The sequence below is a fragment of the Actinomyces gerencseriae DSM 6844 genome (assembly GCF_000429265.1).
In the GTDB taxonomy this organism is placed as follows: Bacteria; Actinomycetota; Actinomycetes; order Actinomycetales; family Actinomycetaceae; genus Actinomyces; species Actinomyces gerencseriae.
Genome location: NZ_KE386873.1, coordinates 203,362 through 219,599, shown reverse-complemented (window position 1 = coordinate 219,599; position 16,238 = coordinate 203,362). Strand labels below are relative to the sequence as shown.

The 16,238-nt window shown below is 71.7% G+C and carries 18 protein-coding genes; 8 read left to right on the top strand and 10 right to left on the bottom strand.

What is annotated here, in order from left to right:
* Positions 1–17: 17 nt before the first annotated feature.
* The 4 genes from G448_RS0114065 to G448_RS0114050 form a co-directional block, all read right to left on the bottom strand.
* Positions 18–1,151, bottom strand: coding sequence for an XRE family transcriptional regulator (locus G448_RS0114065; protein ID WP_026408497.1), 1,134 nt, complete (start codon positions 1,149–1,151; stop codon positions 18–20).
* Positions 1,148–1,861, bottom strand: a complete 714-nt coding sequence (locus G448_RS0114060) for a hypothetical protein (RefSeq protein ID WP_026408496.1) — start codon at positions 1,859–1,861, stop codon at positions 1,148–1,150. The genes G448_RS0114065 and G448_RS0114060 overlap by 4 nt, the downstream gene beginning before the upstream one ends.
* A 108-nt stretch (positions 1,862–1,969) precedes the next feature.
* Positions 1,970–2,746 carry a type 1 glutamine amidotransferase gene (locus tag G448_RS0114055; RefSeq protein ID WP_026408495.1) on the bottom strand — a complete coding sequence of 259 codons (777 nt, stop codon included), beginning with the start codon at positions 2,744–2,746 and terminating at the stop codon, positions 1,970–1,972.
* Complete coding sequence (locus G448_RS0114050) at positions 2,743–4,227, bottom strand: Mur ligase family protein (RefSeq protein WP_026408494.1); 1,485 nt, start codon at positions 4,225–4,227, stop codon at positions 2,743–2,745. Before G448_RS0114050 ends, G448_RS0114055 begins: the two co-directional genes overlap by 4 nt.
* Before the next feature lie 173 nt (positions 4,228–4,400).
* Between G448_RS0114050 and G448_RS0114045 the strand changes: the two genes are divergently transcribed.
* The 5 genes from G448_RS0114045 (at position 4,401) to G448_RS0114025 (ending at position 8,014) form a co-directional block, all read left to right on the top strand.
* The gene (locus tag G448_RS0114045; protein ID WP_034495478.1) at positions 4,401–4,901 is read left to right on the top strand and encodes a hypothetical protein; all 501 of its coding nucleotides are present in this window, start codon (positions 4,401–4,403) and stop codon (positions 4,899–4,901) included.
* Positions 4,902–5,093: 192 nt separating this feature from the next.
* Positions 5,094–5,471, top strand: a complete 378-nt coding sequence (locus tag G448_RS0114040; protein WP_026408492.1) for a hypothetical protein — start codon at positions 5,094–5,096, stop codon at positions 5,469–5,471.
* Positions 5,472–5,925: 454 nt separating this feature from the next.
* Positions 5,926–6,342, top strand: coding sequence for an AbrB/MazE/SpoVT family DNA-binding domain-containing protein (locus G448_RS16860; RefSeq protein WP_084436814.1), 417 nt, complete (start codon positions 5,926–5,928; stop codon positions 6,340–6,342).
* Positions 6,339–7,259, top strand: coding sequence for an ABC transporter ATP-binding protein (locus tag G448_RS0114030; protein WP_026408491.1), 921 nt, complete (start codon positions 6,339–6,341; stop codon positions 7,257–7,259). Before G448_RS16860 ends, G448_RS0114030 begins: the two co-directional genes overlap by 4 nt.
* Before the next feature lie 5 nt (positions 7,260–7,264).
* On the top strand, positions 7,265–8,014 hold the full coding sequence (locus tag G448_RS0114025; protein WP_026408490.1) for an ABC transporter permease: 750 nt from the start codon (positions 7,265–7,267) through the stop codon (positions 8,012–8,014).
* A gap of 243 nt (positions 8,015–8,257) precedes the next feature.
* Here G448_RS0114025 and G448_RS0114015 read toward each other — a convergent pair whose 3' ends face one another.
* Positions 8,258–8,920, bottom strand: a complete 663-nt coding sequence (locus G448_RS0114015; RefSeq protein ID WP_026408488.1) for an MBL fold metallo-hydrolase — start codon at positions 8,918–8,920, stop codon at positions 8,258–8,260.
* A gap of 58 nt (positions 8,921–8,978) precedes the next feature.
* A complete protein-coding gene (locus tag G448_RS0114010) occupies positions 8,979–10,253 on the bottom strand; it encodes an ATP-grasp domain-containing protein (RefSeq protein WP_026408487.1) in 1,275 nt (424 codons plus the stop codon).
* 342 nt (positions 10,254–10,595) lie between these two features.
* On the opposite strand from G448_RS0114010, the gene G448_RS0114000 reads away from it, so the two are divergent.
* Together G448_RS0114000 and G448_RS0113995 are read left to right on the top strand one after the other, a co-directional pair.
* Positions 10,596–10,856: a type II toxin-antitoxin system Phd/YefM family antitoxin gene (locus G448_RS0114000; RefSeq protein WP_245572363.1), complete on the top strand. Its 261-nt coding sequence runs from the start codon at positions 10,596–10,598 to the stop codon at positions 10,854–10,856.
* A complete protein-coding gene (locus G448_RS0113995; RefSeq protein ID WP_026408484.1) occupies positions 10,853–11,266 on the top strand; it encodes a type II toxin-antitoxin system VapC family toxin in 414 nt (137 codons plus the stop codon). Before G448_RS0114000 ends, G448_RS0113995 begins: the two co-directional genes overlap by 4 nt.
* Positions 11,267–11,404: 138 nt before the next feature.
* On the opposite strand, the gene G448_RS0113990 is transcribed toward G448_RS0113995, so the two are convergent.
* From G448_RS0113990 to G448_RS0113980, 3 genes are all read right to left on the bottom strand, one after another.
* Complete coding sequence (locus G448_RS0113990) at positions 11,405–12,649, bottom strand: MFS transporter (RefSeq protein WP_026408483.1); 1,245 nt, start codon at positions 12,647–12,649, stop codon at positions 11,405–11,407.
* 261 nt (positions 12,650–12,910) lie between these two features.
* Positions 12,911–13,627: a TetR/AcrR family transcriptional regulator gene (locus G448_RS0113985; RefSeq protein ID WP_026408482.1), complete on the bottom strand. Its 717-nt coding sequence runs from the start codon at positions 13,625–13,627 to the stop codon at positions 12,911–12,913.
* A gap of 118 nt (positions 13,628–13,745) precedes the next feature.
* A complete protein-coding gene (locus G448_RS0113980; RefSeq protein WP_026408481.1) occupies positions 13,746–14,093 on the bottom strand; it encodes a hypothetical protein in 348 nt (115 codons plus the stop codon).
* A 61-nt stretch (positions 14,094–14,154) separates the two neighbouring features.
* Between G448_RS0113980 and G448_RS16855 the strand changes: the two genes are divergently transcribed.
* Positions 14,155–14,634, top strand: coding sequence for a MarR family winged helix-turn-helix transcriptional regulator (locus G448_RS16855; RefSeq protein ID WP_051269115.1), 480 nt, complete (start codon positions 14,155–14,157; stop codon positions 14,632–14,634).
* A 14-nt stretch (positions 14,635–14,648) separates the two neighbouring features.
* Here G448_RS16855 and G448_RS0113970 read toward each other — a convergent pair whose 3' ends face one another.
* Positions 14,649–16,235, bottom strand: coding sequence for a bifunctional phosphatase PAP2/diacylglycerol kinase family protein (locus G448_RS0113970; protein ID WP_245572362.1), 1,587 nt, complete (start codon positions 16,233–16,235; stop codon positions 14,649–14,651).
* Positions 16,236–16,238 lie beyond the last annotated feature (3 nt).

The window sequence follows — 16,238 nt, the reverse complement described above, 5'->3', positions numbered from 1 at the left end:
CGCGGGCCGGCGCCCGCCTATGTCACAACCCGGAGGCTCGGCCGGGCCGGTGGAAAAGCGCCACCGCCGGAGACATCTTGCGGGGAGGCGGCGTCGGCGTCGGCGTCGGGCGCTGCGCGCAGAGCCTGCCCGAACATGAAGTCCGCGACGTCGTCGGGCCGCAGACCGATGCCCTTCGCCCAGTCGGCCACCGCGACCCCCTCGGCCCTCAGGCGCTCCAGCACCGTGCTGAAGACCCGCGACTTCTCATAGGGCAGAGCGCTCCCCGGCTCGCCCGTGTGGAATCCTCGTGACGTGAGCGTCGCCACCAGTTGGCGATGGCCCCACTCCGACAGGAGGCCGGCGTCGCGGATCGAGCGCGCGGCCGCCATGGCCGAGGCCCCGTAGGTGCTCTTGATCCTCATGAGGTCCTCGATGGAGGGCGCGCCGCGGACGCGGGCGCGCAGGGCCTCGGTGGGCAGGAGGAGCTCGGCGGCGAAGACATCGGCCTCGCGCTCGATCTCCCGGTCGGTGGTCTCCCCGGTTCCAGTGACGTCGCAGTGGAGCACCAGGTGACCGATCTCGTGAGCCAGGTCGAAGCGCGAGCGCTCCGCCGTCTTGATCCGGGACAGGAAGACGAAAGGGCGTCCGTCGGGCGCCCAGAAGCTGAAGGCATCGACCGCGGCGTCCGCCAGCGGGATGCCGAGGACCCGGATACCGTGGGCCTCGGCCAGCTGGACCAGGTTGGGAGCGGGTCCCATCCCCATTCTCCAGGCCAGGCGCAGGGCTCGCGCGGCCTGTCGGGGAGAGTCGCCCGGCTCCGCCTCGGGCATGCTGAGCGCAGGAGTTCTGAAGCGCCGGCGAATGGAGTCGTAGAACCCGATGCCGAGAGATCCGAAGGCCGCTGATCGGTGCAGGAGGGCGGAGGGCGAGCGTCGTCGTGCCCGGAAGAAGATTTGATCCTCCTCGAGCAGGTCGATCACTCCACCGGAGAAGAACTCGGCCGGCATTCCTGTCGCGCCGGCGATGTCGCTCAACCGTGATGAGGGGGCCCCTCTGGACTCCCAGGTCGTCACCGTACGCGGGGCGACCCCCGCCGCTCGGGCCAGAGCGGTCTTGGGCAGGCCCGCTCGTTGTCTCGCCAGGATGATTCGCGAGGGCTCCAGGGTCATGAGATGGCGGTGATCTCGAAGTCCACGTCCTGCGCGGGTGGCGACGGCACGTCGTCGTTGCTGCGCAGATCATCCTGGCTCGACAGGTCCTGCGCGGGCAGAATGATGCGGGTCTTCCACCGGGTGACGACACCGTCCTCGCAGGCGATCGGCAGCGACAGCTCAAGACGCAACTCATCGGCCCTGCGGTCCCAGAAGTAGAGCAGCATCCACGTGCGCAAGTCGTTGAATCGAGTGCCGTCGTCGCCCAGGTCGCCTAGGGCGAGGTCGAGGCAGGGCTGGGTGAATCCGGGAGCGCTGCTTCCCTCCCCATTGTTCTTGACCTCAGCGTCGAACGTCGACCCCTTCCGACGAGCGCGGGCATTGCTCGGATCGGAACTCGCGCATGCGGTGTTCTCGTCGCCACCGATCGCCGCGATGGCCATCGTGCCGTCCGGGTTGACTGACCGCGGGGCGTTGGCGGTGTTGTGGGATCGCCACCCCCGTTCGTCGAGCAGGGTGCGCAGCGAGCCCACGATTTTCGCCCAGATGGAGAACCCCAGGGCGATGTTCGGTTCGAAGGACGAGTGCTGATTGACGGCGGTCCGCAGCCCTTCGACGCACGCGCGGGACAAGGGAGCGACTGCCAGTCCCATCCCGCTGAGCTCCTGCTCGGCGTCCGGGCCGGTGAGCACCTCTGCGTGCGGTTGGTGTGCGATGGATTCGGACATGGACGGCCTCCACGAGCCTCGAACGAGTGGGCAGAACCGGAAGTTACCACGAATGAGTGCGCGGAACCGGAAGCTCGCCGGGTGCGGCGCCGCTGAGCCGAGGCGATCTCAGCGCGGCCGGCTCGCGGCGACCCTGCGGGCCCTCTCGGCCCAGGCGTCGGCGCGCTCATCCAGCCCGCCCGGCCTCTCCGACTCCCACGTCCCGCCGGCGCGCTCGACGGCGCGGGCCAGGAGCCAGTCGGCCACGGCCGGGTTCTTGGGCAGCAGGGAGCCGTGCAGGTAGGTGCCGATGACGTGGTCGGCACGGGCGCCCTCGGTCCCGTCCCTGCCGTTGTTGCCGTCCCCGGAGCGCACGCGGCCGAAGGGCGCGACCCCGGGGGCCAGCGTCGTCAGACCGGAGTGGTTCTCGTAGCCGACGATCCTGCCGAAGCTCTTCGACTCCAGGGTGATGTTCCCGATCAAGCGCCCGCTGCCGGCCACGGTCTCGGCGTCGAAGATCGAGATGCCGGGGATCTGCCCGCCGGTGCCGGTGACGAAGCGGCGTCCGAAGAGCTGGTAGAGCCCGCAGATGACGAGCATGGGCATGCCGTCGCGGGCCCACGCGCGCAGCTGCGGGCCGCGGGCGGTCAGGTCCTCCTTGATGCGCTCCTGCCCGGAGTCCTGGCCGCCGCCGCCCACGAGGAGGTCGACGTCCTCCGGGAGCTCGTCGCCGGGGTCGTAGGACAGCAGGTCGACGTCGTAGCCCGCCCACTGCGCGCGGCGCGCCAGGACCAGGGCGTTGCCCCAGTCGCCGTAGATGTTCATGTCTCGCGGGTAGAGCTGCAGCAGGCGCAGGCGCCCGCGGGCGGCGCCCTCGGTGGCGTGCGGGTAGGTCGGCTCGCTCATGTCAGGGCCTCCTCGACGTCGGTGAGCTCGGCCAGGTGGGCGCGCAGGGCGAGCATGGCGGTGTAGGTGGTGAAGATGCGCATGGGGCGGCCCGCCCCGTCATCGGCCTTCCCGGCGGCCTCGCGCAGGAGCGCCACGGCCCTGGTCAGGTCGGGCTCGACCGTTCCCACGGGCACCTCGTCGTATCGCAGCCGCAGCGCCATGTCCCAGGCGCGCACCCCGGTGACCACGGCGACCCCCTCGGCGCGCAGGCCCGCGAACTCGACGTCCCACAGCCAGGACATGTCGCGGCCGTCGGCGTACTCGTCGTTGATGGCGATCATGACCGACTCGGGGCCGCCGGAGCGCACGGCCTCGGCGGCGGTGAGCAGTCCCATGCGGAAGCCCGCGGGGTTCTTCACGAGCGAGAGCTGCACGTCGCGGCCGTCCAGGGCGAGGACCTCGCCGCGCCCGAAGGCCGCCTGGACGCGGGCGAGGGTCGTCAGCAGCCCCGGCAGGTCCGCTCTGTCGCCCAGCGCCTCCAGGGCGACGGCCAGGGCCGCGCAGGCGTTGAGCTGGTTGTGGATGCCGGGGATGGTGAAGGTCACGTCGTGGTCGGCGCCATCCACGCGCACGACGGCGTCCTGGCCGCTCAGCGACTGCAGGCTCACGCGCGGCGTCGGAGGCGCCGAGGCCCCCGGGCTCGCGGGACCGGACGGGTCAGGGCCCTGCGCGGACGCCGGGTCGGTGTCCGCGGGCTCGGGCGGGTCGGTCCGGGTCCCCTCGGGACGGGCGCCCCCGACGTCGGGCTCGGAGTCGCCGGCCCCGGATCGCTCGGCCCGGGCCGTCCCGGCGCGCAGGTCGTCGTCGGAGACGAACAGGGCGCGCAGGGCCTCGCCGGCGCCGAAGGAGACGACGTGGGCGGTCAGGTCCCCGGTGAATCCCTCGGAGCCCAGGCGCGGGTCGTCGGCGTTGACGACGACGGAGCCGGTGGTCGCCAGGGCGACCTTGTGCAGAAGGGAGGCGGTGTAGTCGATCTCCCCGAAGCGGTCGAGCTGGTCGCGCATGACGTTGAGCAGCAGGGCGTGGCGGGGCTTGACGAGCCGCACGAAGCGCACTGCGTGGGCCTCGTCGAGCTCCAGGACGGCGACGTCGTGGTCCAGGCGGCCGCCCGCATCGACCTCGGTGAGCAGCGAGGCGAGCACCCCGCGCACGAAGTTCGACCCGGAGCGGTTGGTCAGCACCTTCAACCCCTGCTCGCGCAGGAGCTGGACGACCATCTTCGTCGTCGTCGTCTTGCCGTTGGTGCCCGACACGACGATCACGCCCATGGGCAGCCTGTCCAGGGTGCGAGCCAGGAACCCGGGGTCGATCTTCTCGACGACGAGACCGGGCAGCGCGGTTCCGCCCGAGCCGCCACCGCGCAGGCGGGACACCAGGCGGGCGGCTCGGCCCAGGGCCACGGTGACGCGGGAGCGCAGGGATGCGGGGGAGGGGTCCATGGGTGCGGCTCCTGCGGGTCGACGACGGGGCGGCGCTAGTCTAGGGCCACCCGCGGGCGGGCGCGTCGTCCGCGCGATGCCCGACCGGGCCGGCGCTCCGGTCCTGCCGACGTCGTCGCCCGAGCGGTTCTCGGACGACCGAGGGATGAGAAGTGAGAGGTTGTCGAGCGACTATGGCCAGGAGATTCGCCACGTGGACCGTCGGGCTCGAGCTGGGCTTCAGCGACGGCTTCGACTGGGAGCAGACTCCCGAGTCGGTGCTCGCCGAGCTCACCCGCTGCCTCACCGACCCGCGCGTCCTGGACGGAAGAACCTTCTTCTCCTGCGGGGTGTGGGCCCTGCCCGAGGGGGCCGACAACATCACCGAGGTCGACGGCGATGATCCCGCTGTCAGCACCTACATGCAGGTCGGAGGGCGTTGCACGGACCTGACCCTGGAGGCGAGAGTGACGGACGAGGAGGGCCACGTGCACTACGTCGTGGCGCGCGAACCGGTCCAGGACCCCGAGGCCTGGGTCGAGCTGTCCTGGGACGTCGGCGGCGGGTCCACCTACACCACGAGGCTCCATCCCGAGGAGATCCTCACCGGGGAGCAGGCCGTGCCCTTCTTCCGCGACTACGTCCTGGACGGCGCCCTGCCGAGTCCCGAGCTCTTGCGCCGCGTCCGCGTCTGATCCGGGACCGCGTCGTGGAGGCCCTCCTCGACGCGCTTCCCGTCCCGCGCCGCATCCGCCGACTCGGGACCGCGTCACGTCCACCGACGCGCGCACGAACGTCGCCGTCGCATCCGCCTCCGACCCGGGTTCGCCTCCGATCCCGTCCGCCGACCATCCATCCGCCTCTTGCATCCGCCGAGGAGCAGCACCATGAGCTACGACATCCTCGTCTTCGAGCCCGATTTCATCTCCGACGCCGATTTCCCCGCCTGGTGGGAGGGGGACGAGCCGCTGGAGACGGGCTTCGAACCGGCGGTGATGACTCCCTCCCTGCGATCCCTGTACCGCGAGCTCCGCCGGTACTTCCCCGCTCTGAATGGCCCGGACGCCGTTGATGACGCGACATGCGAGGCCCGCCCCGGTATCGACGAGTACATCGTCGACTACGGATTCGCTCCGCAGTACATGTACATCTCGGTGAGCTGGCCCCGGGCCGGGGACTTCGTGAGCCGATTGCTCCTGACCGCGCCCCGCCACGGGATCGCCATCGCCCGGGTCAGCGACGACGGCGAGATCCTCAGGCCCTGAGCGTCCTCGGGCCCTGAGCGAGACGTGAACTGAGCGCCGGACCGGGCCGTCCGGCGCTGTGCTGCCGCGAGAGCCTCGCGCGGTCGTACCCGGGCTCGCGTGGTCATACTCGGGCTCGCGTGGTCGTACCCGGGCTCGCGCGGTCGTACCCGGGCTCGCGCGGTCGTACGCGCCGCCGCGAAGTCGTACGTGAGTCCGCGCGGTCGTACCTTAGAAGCCCTCTAAGGTACGACCTGGCGCGGGAAGGTACGACCGCGCGCTGCTGCGTACGACCGCGCGGAACTCGGGGAGCGCCGAACCGCCGGGTCCGCTCGCCGGCGCCCCCTCTCTTCCCCTCGCTCCCCTCTCCTCTTGCCTTTGCGCTGGAATGGGTGCATCATTGGATGCAATGCATGTTTTACATGTCATACATGATGAACATGCCAGTTACTGGCAGAGAGAGACAGGAGTAACCATGGTGCCGCGCAATCCCGTCCATATCGGCCCCGATGGCCGGGGCTTCTTCGGAACGGTCACCGTCGGGCAGCGGGGACAGGTCGCCATCCCGGCGCAGGCCCGCAAGAACCTCGGCCTCGAATCGGGTGATCAGCTCGTCGTCCTGACCGATCCGGCCCAGGGGCTGGCACTCATCCCCCTGCGACTCCTGTTGGAGCGCGCTCCGGACGACCCCCTGGCGATGCTCGTGCGCTCGACTCTCGACGGACGGATGCCGAGTGGGCCGGGCGCGGTGCCGGGTACGACGTCGGGCACGGTGCCCGGGGCGCCGCCGACCGAGGACCCGAGCGGCGACGCCGGTTCGGCCGGCGACCCTCTCGAGGGCCCCGGCGCATCGCCGTCAACCTCCTGGACGCGCACCGAGGAGGGGCGATGAACCCGGCGATCGTCGTCGACGACCTGACCAGGACCTACGGCGAGCTCGTCGCCGTCGATGGGGTCTCCTTCGAGGTGAGCCCGGGCGAGATCGTCGGCCTGATCGGGCCGAACGGGGCGGGCAAGACCACTCTCCTGGAGTGCCTGGAGGGACTGCGCACCCCCAGCGGCGGAAGCGTGCGCGTGCTCGACGTCGATCCGGCGCACCCGACCCCGGCCTGGCGGACCCGCATCGGGGTTCAGCTGCAGACGGCGGCGCTGCCGCCGAAGATCAAGGTGCGCGAGGCGATGAGCCTCTTCGCCTCCCTGTACGACCACCCCGCCGATACCGATGAGCTCCTGGAGGAGCTGGGGATCGCCGCGAAGCGGGACGCCTACGTCGAGAAGCTCTCCGGCGGCCAGCGGCAGCGCGTGTTCATCGCCCTGGCTCTGATCAACCGGCCCGAGCTCGTCTTCCTCGACGAGCTCACCACGGCTCTCGACCCGCAGGCCCGTCTGGCCATGTGGGACGTGGTCCGCTCCATCCGCGAGGGCGGCGCCACGGTCCTCATGACCACGCACGACATGGACGAGGCGGAGGCCCTGTGCGACCGGGTCGGCGTCGTCGACCACGGGCGCCTCATCGCCCTCGACACCGTGCCGAACCTGGTCGCCTCCCTGGGCGGCGGCGCCGAGATCCGGCTGCGCACGTCCAGCCCCGTGCCCGACTCGGTGCTGGACGGCCTGGAGGGCGTCTCCGACGTGTCGGTCCGCGACTGCCGAGTGCGGCTGCGCTCGACGAGCACGCGTTTCCCGCAGCGGATCATCGACGCGATCGAGAGGACGGGCCCCACCGTGAGCGACGTGCGAGTGTCGGCCCCCGACCTGGAGGACGTGTTCCTCGCCCTGACCGGCCGCTCGATGCGAGAGGAGGACTGAGACCCATGAAGGCCTTCCGTCAGCTGTGCCGGGTCACCGCCCTGCGGACCCTGCGCGACCCCGTCACCGTCGTCTTCTCCCTCGCCTTCGCCCCGGTGTTCATCATCGTCATGGGCCTCATCTTCGGCAACGACCCCACCCCGCAGTTCGGCGGCAGGGGCTTCCTGGAGGCCAACTTCACCGCCTTCCCCGGCATCGTCATCGCCATCACCTCGGCCATCATGGTGCCGGTGGACATGGCTTCCCAGCGCAGTGCCGGGGTGCTGCGGCGCTTCCGGGCCACCCCGCTCCAGCCCGGCCCCTACCTGGCGGCCGACGTCGTCTCGCGGCTGGTCCTCACCTTCGCCTCGATCGCGGCGATGTACGCCGTCGTCATCCTCGGCTTCGGAGTGCGCCCGGCCTCCGTCGGCGCCCTGGTCGGGACGCTCCTGGCCACCCTGCTCGGGCTGGCGGCCTTCCTGGCGCTGGGCTACTTGCTGGCATCCCGCTTCCGGACCCCGGGCGCGGCGCAGGGGGTGGGCAACCTCGTGCTGTACCCGCTCATCTTCACCTCCGGCGCCGCCGTGCCGCTGGCCGTTCTGCCTGAGGGGGTGCGCTCGGCGGCCCGCTTCTCGCCGCTGACCCAGCTCACCTATCTCAGTCAGGGCCTGTGGGCCGGTGACGGATGGGGCGCGCACTGGGGGTCGGCCGTGATCCTGCTGGGCTTCGGGATCGCCTGCGGCGCGCTCGCGGCGAGGCTCTTCCGCTGGGAGTAGCCGAGATCGGTCGAGTTCCGTGTCGAGATCGGTCGAGTTCCGTGTCGAGATCGGTTCAGCTCCGCACCGAGATCGGTCCGAGCGGCCGGGACTGCGAGTCGGGGCGCTCCGGCTCCGAGGCCTTCAGCTCCTCCTCGGGCAAGTTCATCGGGGAAGCCGGCGGCTGCCCCCAGCCGCCGAATCCGGGCTTCCGCTCACGGGCACCGGCCGGGGCCGGACGCGCGGTCGTCATCGAGCCCGCGGTCACCCGGGAATATCGATCGACTCGCCGTCGGAGAGCATGGTGGCCCGGGTCGCGCCCTCGTCCCGCAGCGAGTCGATCACGTGGCGGGCGACCGAGAGCCCGTCCGCGTTGAGCAGGCCGTCGTGGACGCCGACGACGAGTTCGGGGTGCACGTCGCGCACGTAGCGGATCAGGTCGGTGGCGCGCAGCCAGGGCGCGTCGATGGGCGTGACCAGGGTGGTGGGACGGCTCGGCGGGACCGGGTGCTCGTCGCCGGTGACGAGCACCCGCTCGTCGATCAGGTAGGCGCGGTTCTCCGGGCCCGGAAGGGTCGGGTGCAGCTCGGCGTGGCGCTCGCCGGCCACCTGGACGGACAGGGAGCCGATGCGCAGTGCCGCGCCCGGAACCGCCTCGTGCGGGCCGCCGGCCCCGACGCCGTCGAGATCACCGATGTCCCCGAGCGCGTCCCCCGGCGCCCAGACGGGGACTCCCCGACGCAGCGCCTCCGCGACGAGGTCCGGGTCGAGGTGGTCGACGTGCCGGTGGGTGATGAGCACGGCGTCGACTCCGTCCAGGCCCGGGCGGGGCCCGAACTTCCCGGGATCGAGCAGGATCCTCGTGCTCCCGTCGTCGATCGTCAGGCAGGCGTGATGGATCTTCGTCATTCGGATCGGGACCGGCATGACGACAGGCTACCGCGCCGCCGCCGGAGCGGGGCCCGGCCGGGAGCGGAGACCGCGCTCAGGACAGCCGGGCGATGGAGCGCGGCGTGATCGCGTAGGCGTCGACGGCGCCGCCCGCCAGGGCCGTGACGGCGCCGGGGCGTGCGAGAACGGCGCCGACGGCGGCCAGGGCGGGGATGAGACTGGGCGGGTCCCGGTGAACCGGGGTGAGGACCTCGCGGCTGCCCCGCAGGGGCGCGCGACCGGTCAGGGCGCGACCCAGTGCGCCGGCGACCGCCCGGCGGGTCCCCCGGGCCTCGGCCGCGCCCAGCGCGAGCGCCATGGTCGAGCGCGTGCGCACTCCCGCCCTGGCGATGAGCGGTGTCCGGGGGAGCGGGCGTCCTGTGGTCAGGGCGATGGAGAGCGCCGGCAGGTCGACGCCCGCCGCGGCGGCGTTGCCGGGCTCGGTGGTGCGGGGATTGCACTCGATGAAGAGTCTCCGGCCGGAGCCGTCGGCGAAGTAGTCGCAGGTGAGGCCGCCGTGCCAGTTCAGTTCCCGACCCAGGCGGACGACGGCGTCGACCGCGCCCGGGTCCGACACCGACAGGCGGGCCGCCGCGGACCCTCCCGCTCCGAGCCCGATGCGCTCCGAGCAGGCCGCCCCGACGAGCCGGCCGTGGTCGAACAGGGCGGCGACCTGCCGGTAGGCCCCGGCGGCCGGAGCCTGCACCATGACCTCGGCGACCCCGGCGGGCGCCTCCGTGGGAGCGCTCGCGATTCCGCGGTTCTCGCCCTCCCCGGGCCCTCCGGTGACCCGGAGGGCCCGCCACGCCGCGGCCGCCTCGGTGCGCGCCCGGGCCCGACGGACGCCTCTGCCCGCGGTTGAGTGCGCGGCCTTGACCCACATCGGGTACCCGACGCGATCCAGGTCCGCCTCGTCCCTCACCTCGTGCCAGGCGGGCTGGGGAATATCGAGTTCGTCGCACAGGAGTGCGAAGGCGATCTTCGACTGCACCCGCTCGAAGGCCTCTGCGCCGGCGACGGCCAGGCGCCCGGAGGCGTGCGGCAGGAACCGCCGTCCCGCGGCCAGCAGCCACGCCTGCTCATGGGTGGCCAGCAGCGCCTCGTAGCGCCCCGAGGCGAGCAGGGCATCCAACGCACGCAGGTAGCCGAGGGGGTCGGACCCGGCGGGCGGAACCCGCCGTACCGCTCGGCACCACCTGCTGAAGGAGGCCAGCGGATGTCGGGTCGGGGACGCCACCTCGACATCGATTCCGCGGGCGCCCAGCACGGTGACGAACTCGCGGGCCGTCAGGCTCGATCCTTCCGACAGCAGTACGCGCTCGCAGCCCATGGAGGGATGCTAGCGAACGGCGCCCCCCTCCCACGGCCGGAAGGAGGCATGCGATCGTGCCGTGCCTCCGGGGCGGCGACCGGGGCGCGGGGCGTCCGTCGGCGTCAGCCGGGCAGGGCCTGGAGTGAGTTCTTAAGGGAGTCCAGGAGCCGGGTCGCGGCTCAGGACTGGTCGAAGTGGAAGAGGTCGCGGAACCAGGTGTGGGTGGCGTTCCGGAGGACTGACACGCTGTGACCCTGCAGTTCGAGCAGGCCGGGGCTGGAGTCGATCGCTTCGAGGTGGTGCAGCGCGGGAGCGTCACTCCGAGGACTCGTGTGCTACGTTTGCGACGAGGTGATGGCCGTGGCGTCCACGATTACGCATCGCGAGTTGCGCAATAGCAGTGCGTCGATCCTTCGTCGTGTTCAGGCGGGGGAGACCTTCGAAGTCACCAACAACGGGGAGCCGGTGGCTCTGCTCTCTCCCATGGGCGGCGAGCGTCTTGCTCTTCTCAGGCGGCGCGGGGCCGTCACTCCGAGGGCCCGTGTGGACTTCGCCCGGTTGAGGCGCGCAACCGGCATCGCATCTCGGGATGTGCTGGATGATCTGCGCGGCGAACGGTGACGATCTACTACCTGGATACGTCCGCGGCGCTCAAGCTCCTCATCGAGGAGGATGAGTCGGAGCCGTTGGCGCGATGGCTCAATCAAACCGTGTCGCACAGTCCTGACAGTGCGGGCGATATCGCCCTGTGCTCGTCCTTCCTTCTCTACACGGAGCTCCACTGCGCCGCCAGGCGCCGTCGCGAGCTGGATGAGGAGGCGGTCGCGACGCTGCTGTCGGGAGTCGAGCTCGTGGACGTCTCCAGGGAGCATCTGCTGAATGCCGCCGGAGACTCGGCGGGGCTGCGCTCCGCAGACGCCATTCATTTGACGGTCGCCCTGGACATCCGCTCCGATGCCCTTCTCACGTACGACCGTGAGATGCGGATCGCCGCGCGCCGCCGTGGGCTGGGGGTGGTCGCGCCGGCCTGATCGCGGACCCTGCGGGGGAGCCGCGAGGTCCTCGCTCCGATTCACCGGGACCCGCCCAGCCTCATCCCCGCCCTGGCCGCCGTCGGCGCCGTTCTCGCACGCCCCGGCGCCGTCGGCCTCCTCATCATTATTCGGCGATCACTCAGCACCGCTCTCCCCGTCCTCCGGGGCCCGGCGGAAGCGGCGGTGGGCGAGGACGAAGACGAGCACGAGAACGAGGATCCCGCCCCCGACGGCGATCGGCAGGATCGGTGAGAGCCCGTACATGGCCGTGCCCGCCGTGGGTGAGACGACATAGGTCAGCCCGTTGGTCGCCCCGATCAGACCGGCGAGCCCGCCCTGCTCCTCACGGCTCATGAGCAGCGTGGGACCCGCCGTGTAGCCGGGCATGGCGATGCCGATGCCCATGCCGATCACCGTCACCGAGATGACGATGAGCACGAGTCCGCCGTCGATCGCGAGCAGTGCGAAGCCCATGGCCCCCAGGCAGGTGCCGACGCGCAGCAGGGTGGAGGGCGCCCACGTCGAGCGCGGTACGATGACGCTCTGGGCGAGCACCAGCCCGATGCCGGCCGCCAGCAGCGCCCCGCCGGTGACGAGGCCGGTCGTGTCCGCGTCCAGGGCGAGGCGGTCCTGCACGAGGAAGCCGGTGACGACCTGGATGAGCCCCAGTGCGGTGAACATGCCGAACCCCGCGACGAGGAAGGGCCAGACCCGCGGGTCGAAGGGGCTCACGTGCGCGGGCTCGGCGACCAGCTCCGTCCGGGTCTCCCGGCGCAGGGCGACCACGACCACCAGTAGGCCCGCGAGCAGGATCACCGGGACCATATCGACCGATGCCATGAGGGAGATCCCCGACAGCAGCCCTCCGACCAGAGCCCCGGCGATCGAGGCGATGCCCTGGGATGCGCCGACTCCCGCCATGCCGCGCACGCGCTCCTCCTCACTCGAGGTGACGTCGGCGACGTAGGCCTGGGCGGTCGGGAGGATCGCCGCGAGCGCCGTGCCGAAGAGCAGCCCGCGGGTGAGGACGAACAGGATGAACAGGGGCGTCCTGCTCAGGACTCCCCTCGTGCCCAGGGCCGCGACGACGGCGAAGAGCGCCATGGCCGCAGCGCAGATCGCCAGGGCGGCGACGAGGACCGGTTTGCGCCCCCACGACTGGGAGCGGCGCCCCCAGGTCTGGCTGGTGAGGACGACCATGACCGCCGCGACGCTGATGGTGAAGCCGATCTGCCACTCGTGGAGCCCGACCTCCCGGGACAGCGGCGCGATGACGGGGTTGAGCGTCGTCTGCCCCAGGTAGGTCAGGAAGACCGTCGCCAGGACGATCCCGACCTGCGAGGACGTCGCCTCACGGCCCTCCCGCTGCGAAGCACTCATGTCCTGCTCTCCTCACGATTCTCCTCCCGCGGCCGCGTTGCCGCCGGAACCGAGGGCAGCCTATGTGAACGAGATTCTAATAACAAGGTGCGACATCCCGAGGTGGGGTGCGATGGACCGGATCTCCTCGCGCGGGACGACGGCGGTCCGGGCGGACGCGGTCGTGCGGGCACGGCCGAGCCGGCCCGGCCGCGGGGCCCTCGAGCATGTTCAAGTCTCGGGGCATTGGCGAGACGGCGACCCCGCCCGGCCGCGGGGCCGTCAGCCGCGCGAGTCGGCGTGGAGGCTGGCCTCGAGGCCGTCCATGAGCCGTTCGAGGGTGTAGCGGTAGTAGCGGTCCTGGGCCGCTGCGATGTCCTCCTGGGGACCGGTGAACTGGGTCAGCAGGTCGCGCGTCACCAGGGAGATGCCGGTGCTGTCGGCGGCGATCCGGCCGAGGTCGCGGATGAGGGTCGCGTGGTCGCGGGGGCCGTCGTCCTCGTGCAGGAGCCGGTCGTCGATGGTGGCGATCGTCATCATCGCGGTGTTGACCATCGAGGTGTACGCCAGAGCCGTGTCCCGGCCGAAGCCGGCCTGCTGCAGCGAGGCGATTCCGGCGTCCACGACCGGTGCGATGCCGGGGAAGACGGGCCCGTGCATCAGCAGCCACCGGGCCGTGCCCGGGTAGTCGGCGAGTGCGGGCCGAATGGGGTAGAGCGTCTCGCGGAACCACTGCCGCCACGGCATGACGGCGGTCGGCAGGCCCACGAGGGCCAGGACCCGTTCGACGACGTGGCGGCTCAGGAGCTCGCGGCCGCCCACGTGGTGGTAGATGACCGACGGGGCGACGCCGAGCCTCTCGCCGAGATCGCGCAGCGTCCACGCCGCCAGCCCGGTGCCCCGCGAGAGCTCGACGGCGGCGTCGATCACCTTGTCCGCGTCGAGCCCCGCGTGGTAGCCGTCCGGCCGCCCGGCCGCGCCACCTCTGCGCCTCGTCATCCTCGCTCCCCGTCCTCCTCGTCGTGGTGCACCGCGATGCCGCTTCGAGCATCGTTCCCGCGCGGTCAGGCTACTACCGTCGTCGGCGAGCGTGCCGGGCGGGAGGCGCGCGGCTCCGTCAGAGCAGGACGAGAGCGCCGGCGATATGGCACGCGGCGGCGATCGCCGCCCCGACCGCCATGCCCGTGAGCCGGTGCGACAGGCCGATGGCCGTGTCCGCGAGCTGGGCGAGCGCCGCCACGATCAGAACGAGTGGCGTCAGGGGGTCGGGCTCGAGCCAGACGACGGCGGTGACCATCAGCCCGAGCGGGATGCTCCGCGCCGCGTACATGGACGGGTAGAAGCGGTCGTCGCGGTCCGTTCCGTCATGCGGGGCGAGCAGCCGCGGTCGTGCCACGGCCGCTCCGGCCGCAGCGGCGGAGCCCACCCCCATGATCGTGTTCAGCAGGACCAGTGGCCACGGCATCGACATCGCACCTCCATGGATCGTTCAAAACTGAATGATTCTATACTGTATCATTCAGGTCATGGGAGAAGAAGGCGGCGCTGCGATCCTGTCGGCGGCATGCTTCCGGCTGGGAGTGCTCGGAGCCCGGGTGACGAGGGCGTTCTCCGAGCGGATCGACGGAACCGGGCTGACCCACAAGCAGGTGGGTCTGCTCGCCGTCGTCGATGCCGGGCTGGCGAGCTCCCAACGAGACGTCGCCGACCAGCTGCGCGTGGCGCCGAGCCTGGTCGTCTCGCTGGTGGATCAGCTCGTCCGGCTCGGGGCCGTTCGCAGGACGCTCAGCCGAACCGACCGCAGGGCCCGGGCGATCGAGATCACCCCCGAGGGGCGCAGGCTTCTCGCCCTCGGCGTTGATGCCGCGCGGCGCCTCGACGACGAGCTCCGCGCGGGTCTGTCCCCCGCCGGGAGGTCGGCCCTGGACGCGCTCCTGGCCGAGCTGACTGAGCCGGCGGAGCTGACCGAGCGGGCCGAGCCGGCCGGCCCTCCCGATGAGGCGTGAGAACGCGGGTTCCTTCAGTGCCTCGGCGCGACGACGAGCAGCGCCCCCGGCTCGATCTCGACGGTCAGCGAGCGGGTCGTCCCGACGGTGTCGCCGTCGAGCTCGAAGGGGACCGGCCTGTCGGTCGCGATCCGCACGCGGGAGGCCGACGTCGTGGTGAAGCCCTCCTGGTCCCGGCCGGTGAGGATCTGCGCGCCCAGCCGCGCCCAGTCCACGACACGGTCGGGATTGGCGAGCATGAGGTCCACCTTCCCGTCCGACGGCGAGGCCTGGGGGAAGAGGGGCACTCCGGCCGTGATCGTGCCGACGTTGCCCAGGAGCGCCATCACCGCCTGCTGCTCGGTCGGCTCGTCGTCGTCGAGCGTGACGGTGGCCGTGAATGGGTTCGGCGCGGCGTTCTGCACCGCCGCCAGCGCGTAGGCGCCCGAGCGGATGACCTTCTTGAGGTCGTCGCTCGTGTTCTCCATGATCTGCGCATCCAGGCCGATTCCCGCCATGACGACGAAGCGCTGGGTGAGCACGCCGTCGCCGTCCGGGCCGCCGGTCTCGCAGCGCACGACGTCGATCGCCCTGGGACGACCGTGCAGGGCCAGCTGCAGGGCGGCGTCGGTGTCCAGGGGCACGCCGAGGTTGCGGGCGAGCAGGTTGCCGGTGCCCGACGGCAGGAGCGCCATGGGCGTGCCGGTGCCCGCAAGCTCGGCCGAGACCGCCCGCACCGTTCCGTCGCCGCCGGCGACCAGGACGAGGTCGACCCCGAGCCCCAGCGCGCGTCGCGTCGGCTCATGACCGGGATCGTCGATAGTGGTCTCCAGCCAGAGCGTCGGGCGCCACCCCGCGGTACGCGCCTCGGCCTCGACTCGCCGCCGCAGGAGGGACAGGTCGTCGAACTTGGTGGGGTTGAGGATGATGGCCGCGCGCTTGCCCTCGCTCTGGCGGAGCAGCTCCAGCCGCGCCCAGGCGGACAGGATCGAGTCGACCCCGCCCGCGCTGAGGGCCAGGTTCGCCACGGCGATGCCGAGCAGCAGTCCGCCCACGATGTCGGACAGATGCGCCAGGCCCATGATCCACTGGCACGCGGCGGTCAGCACGACCGCGCCGGAGCCGATGGTGGTCCACTGGGCGACCGAGGAGGTGCCGCGCCGGTGCGCGCGGGTCAGGGTGACCAGCACCCAGGCGCCCAGGGTCATGGCGGTGACGTGGCTGGCCGGGTAGGCGCTCCCGATGTGCGAGATCGAGTCCGCGAAGGCCGTGTGCGGCCGCGGCCTGTGGGTGGCCAGGGCGAGGCCCACCTGCAGGGGGATGCCCGCGGCGGCGATCGCCAGCGCCAGGGAGAGGCGGCGCATGCGGCGCCTGAAGGAGAAGATGGCGACGACGGCGATGGCGATGACAATGACGACGGGATGGGTGACCAGTGAGAGGGCCTCCGCGATCTGACCCGGATAGGAGCGCGGTCGGAGAATGGGAGGGCGTGCGTGGGCGTCGAGAATGGAGGTGCAGCCGGCCAGAGTGAGCCAGCTCCAGGCGAGGAACAGCAGGGCAAATAGCGCGGACAGCGTGGCCTCGGGCAGGTGGCGGGGGAGGGCGCGCAATGTCGCGGACATACG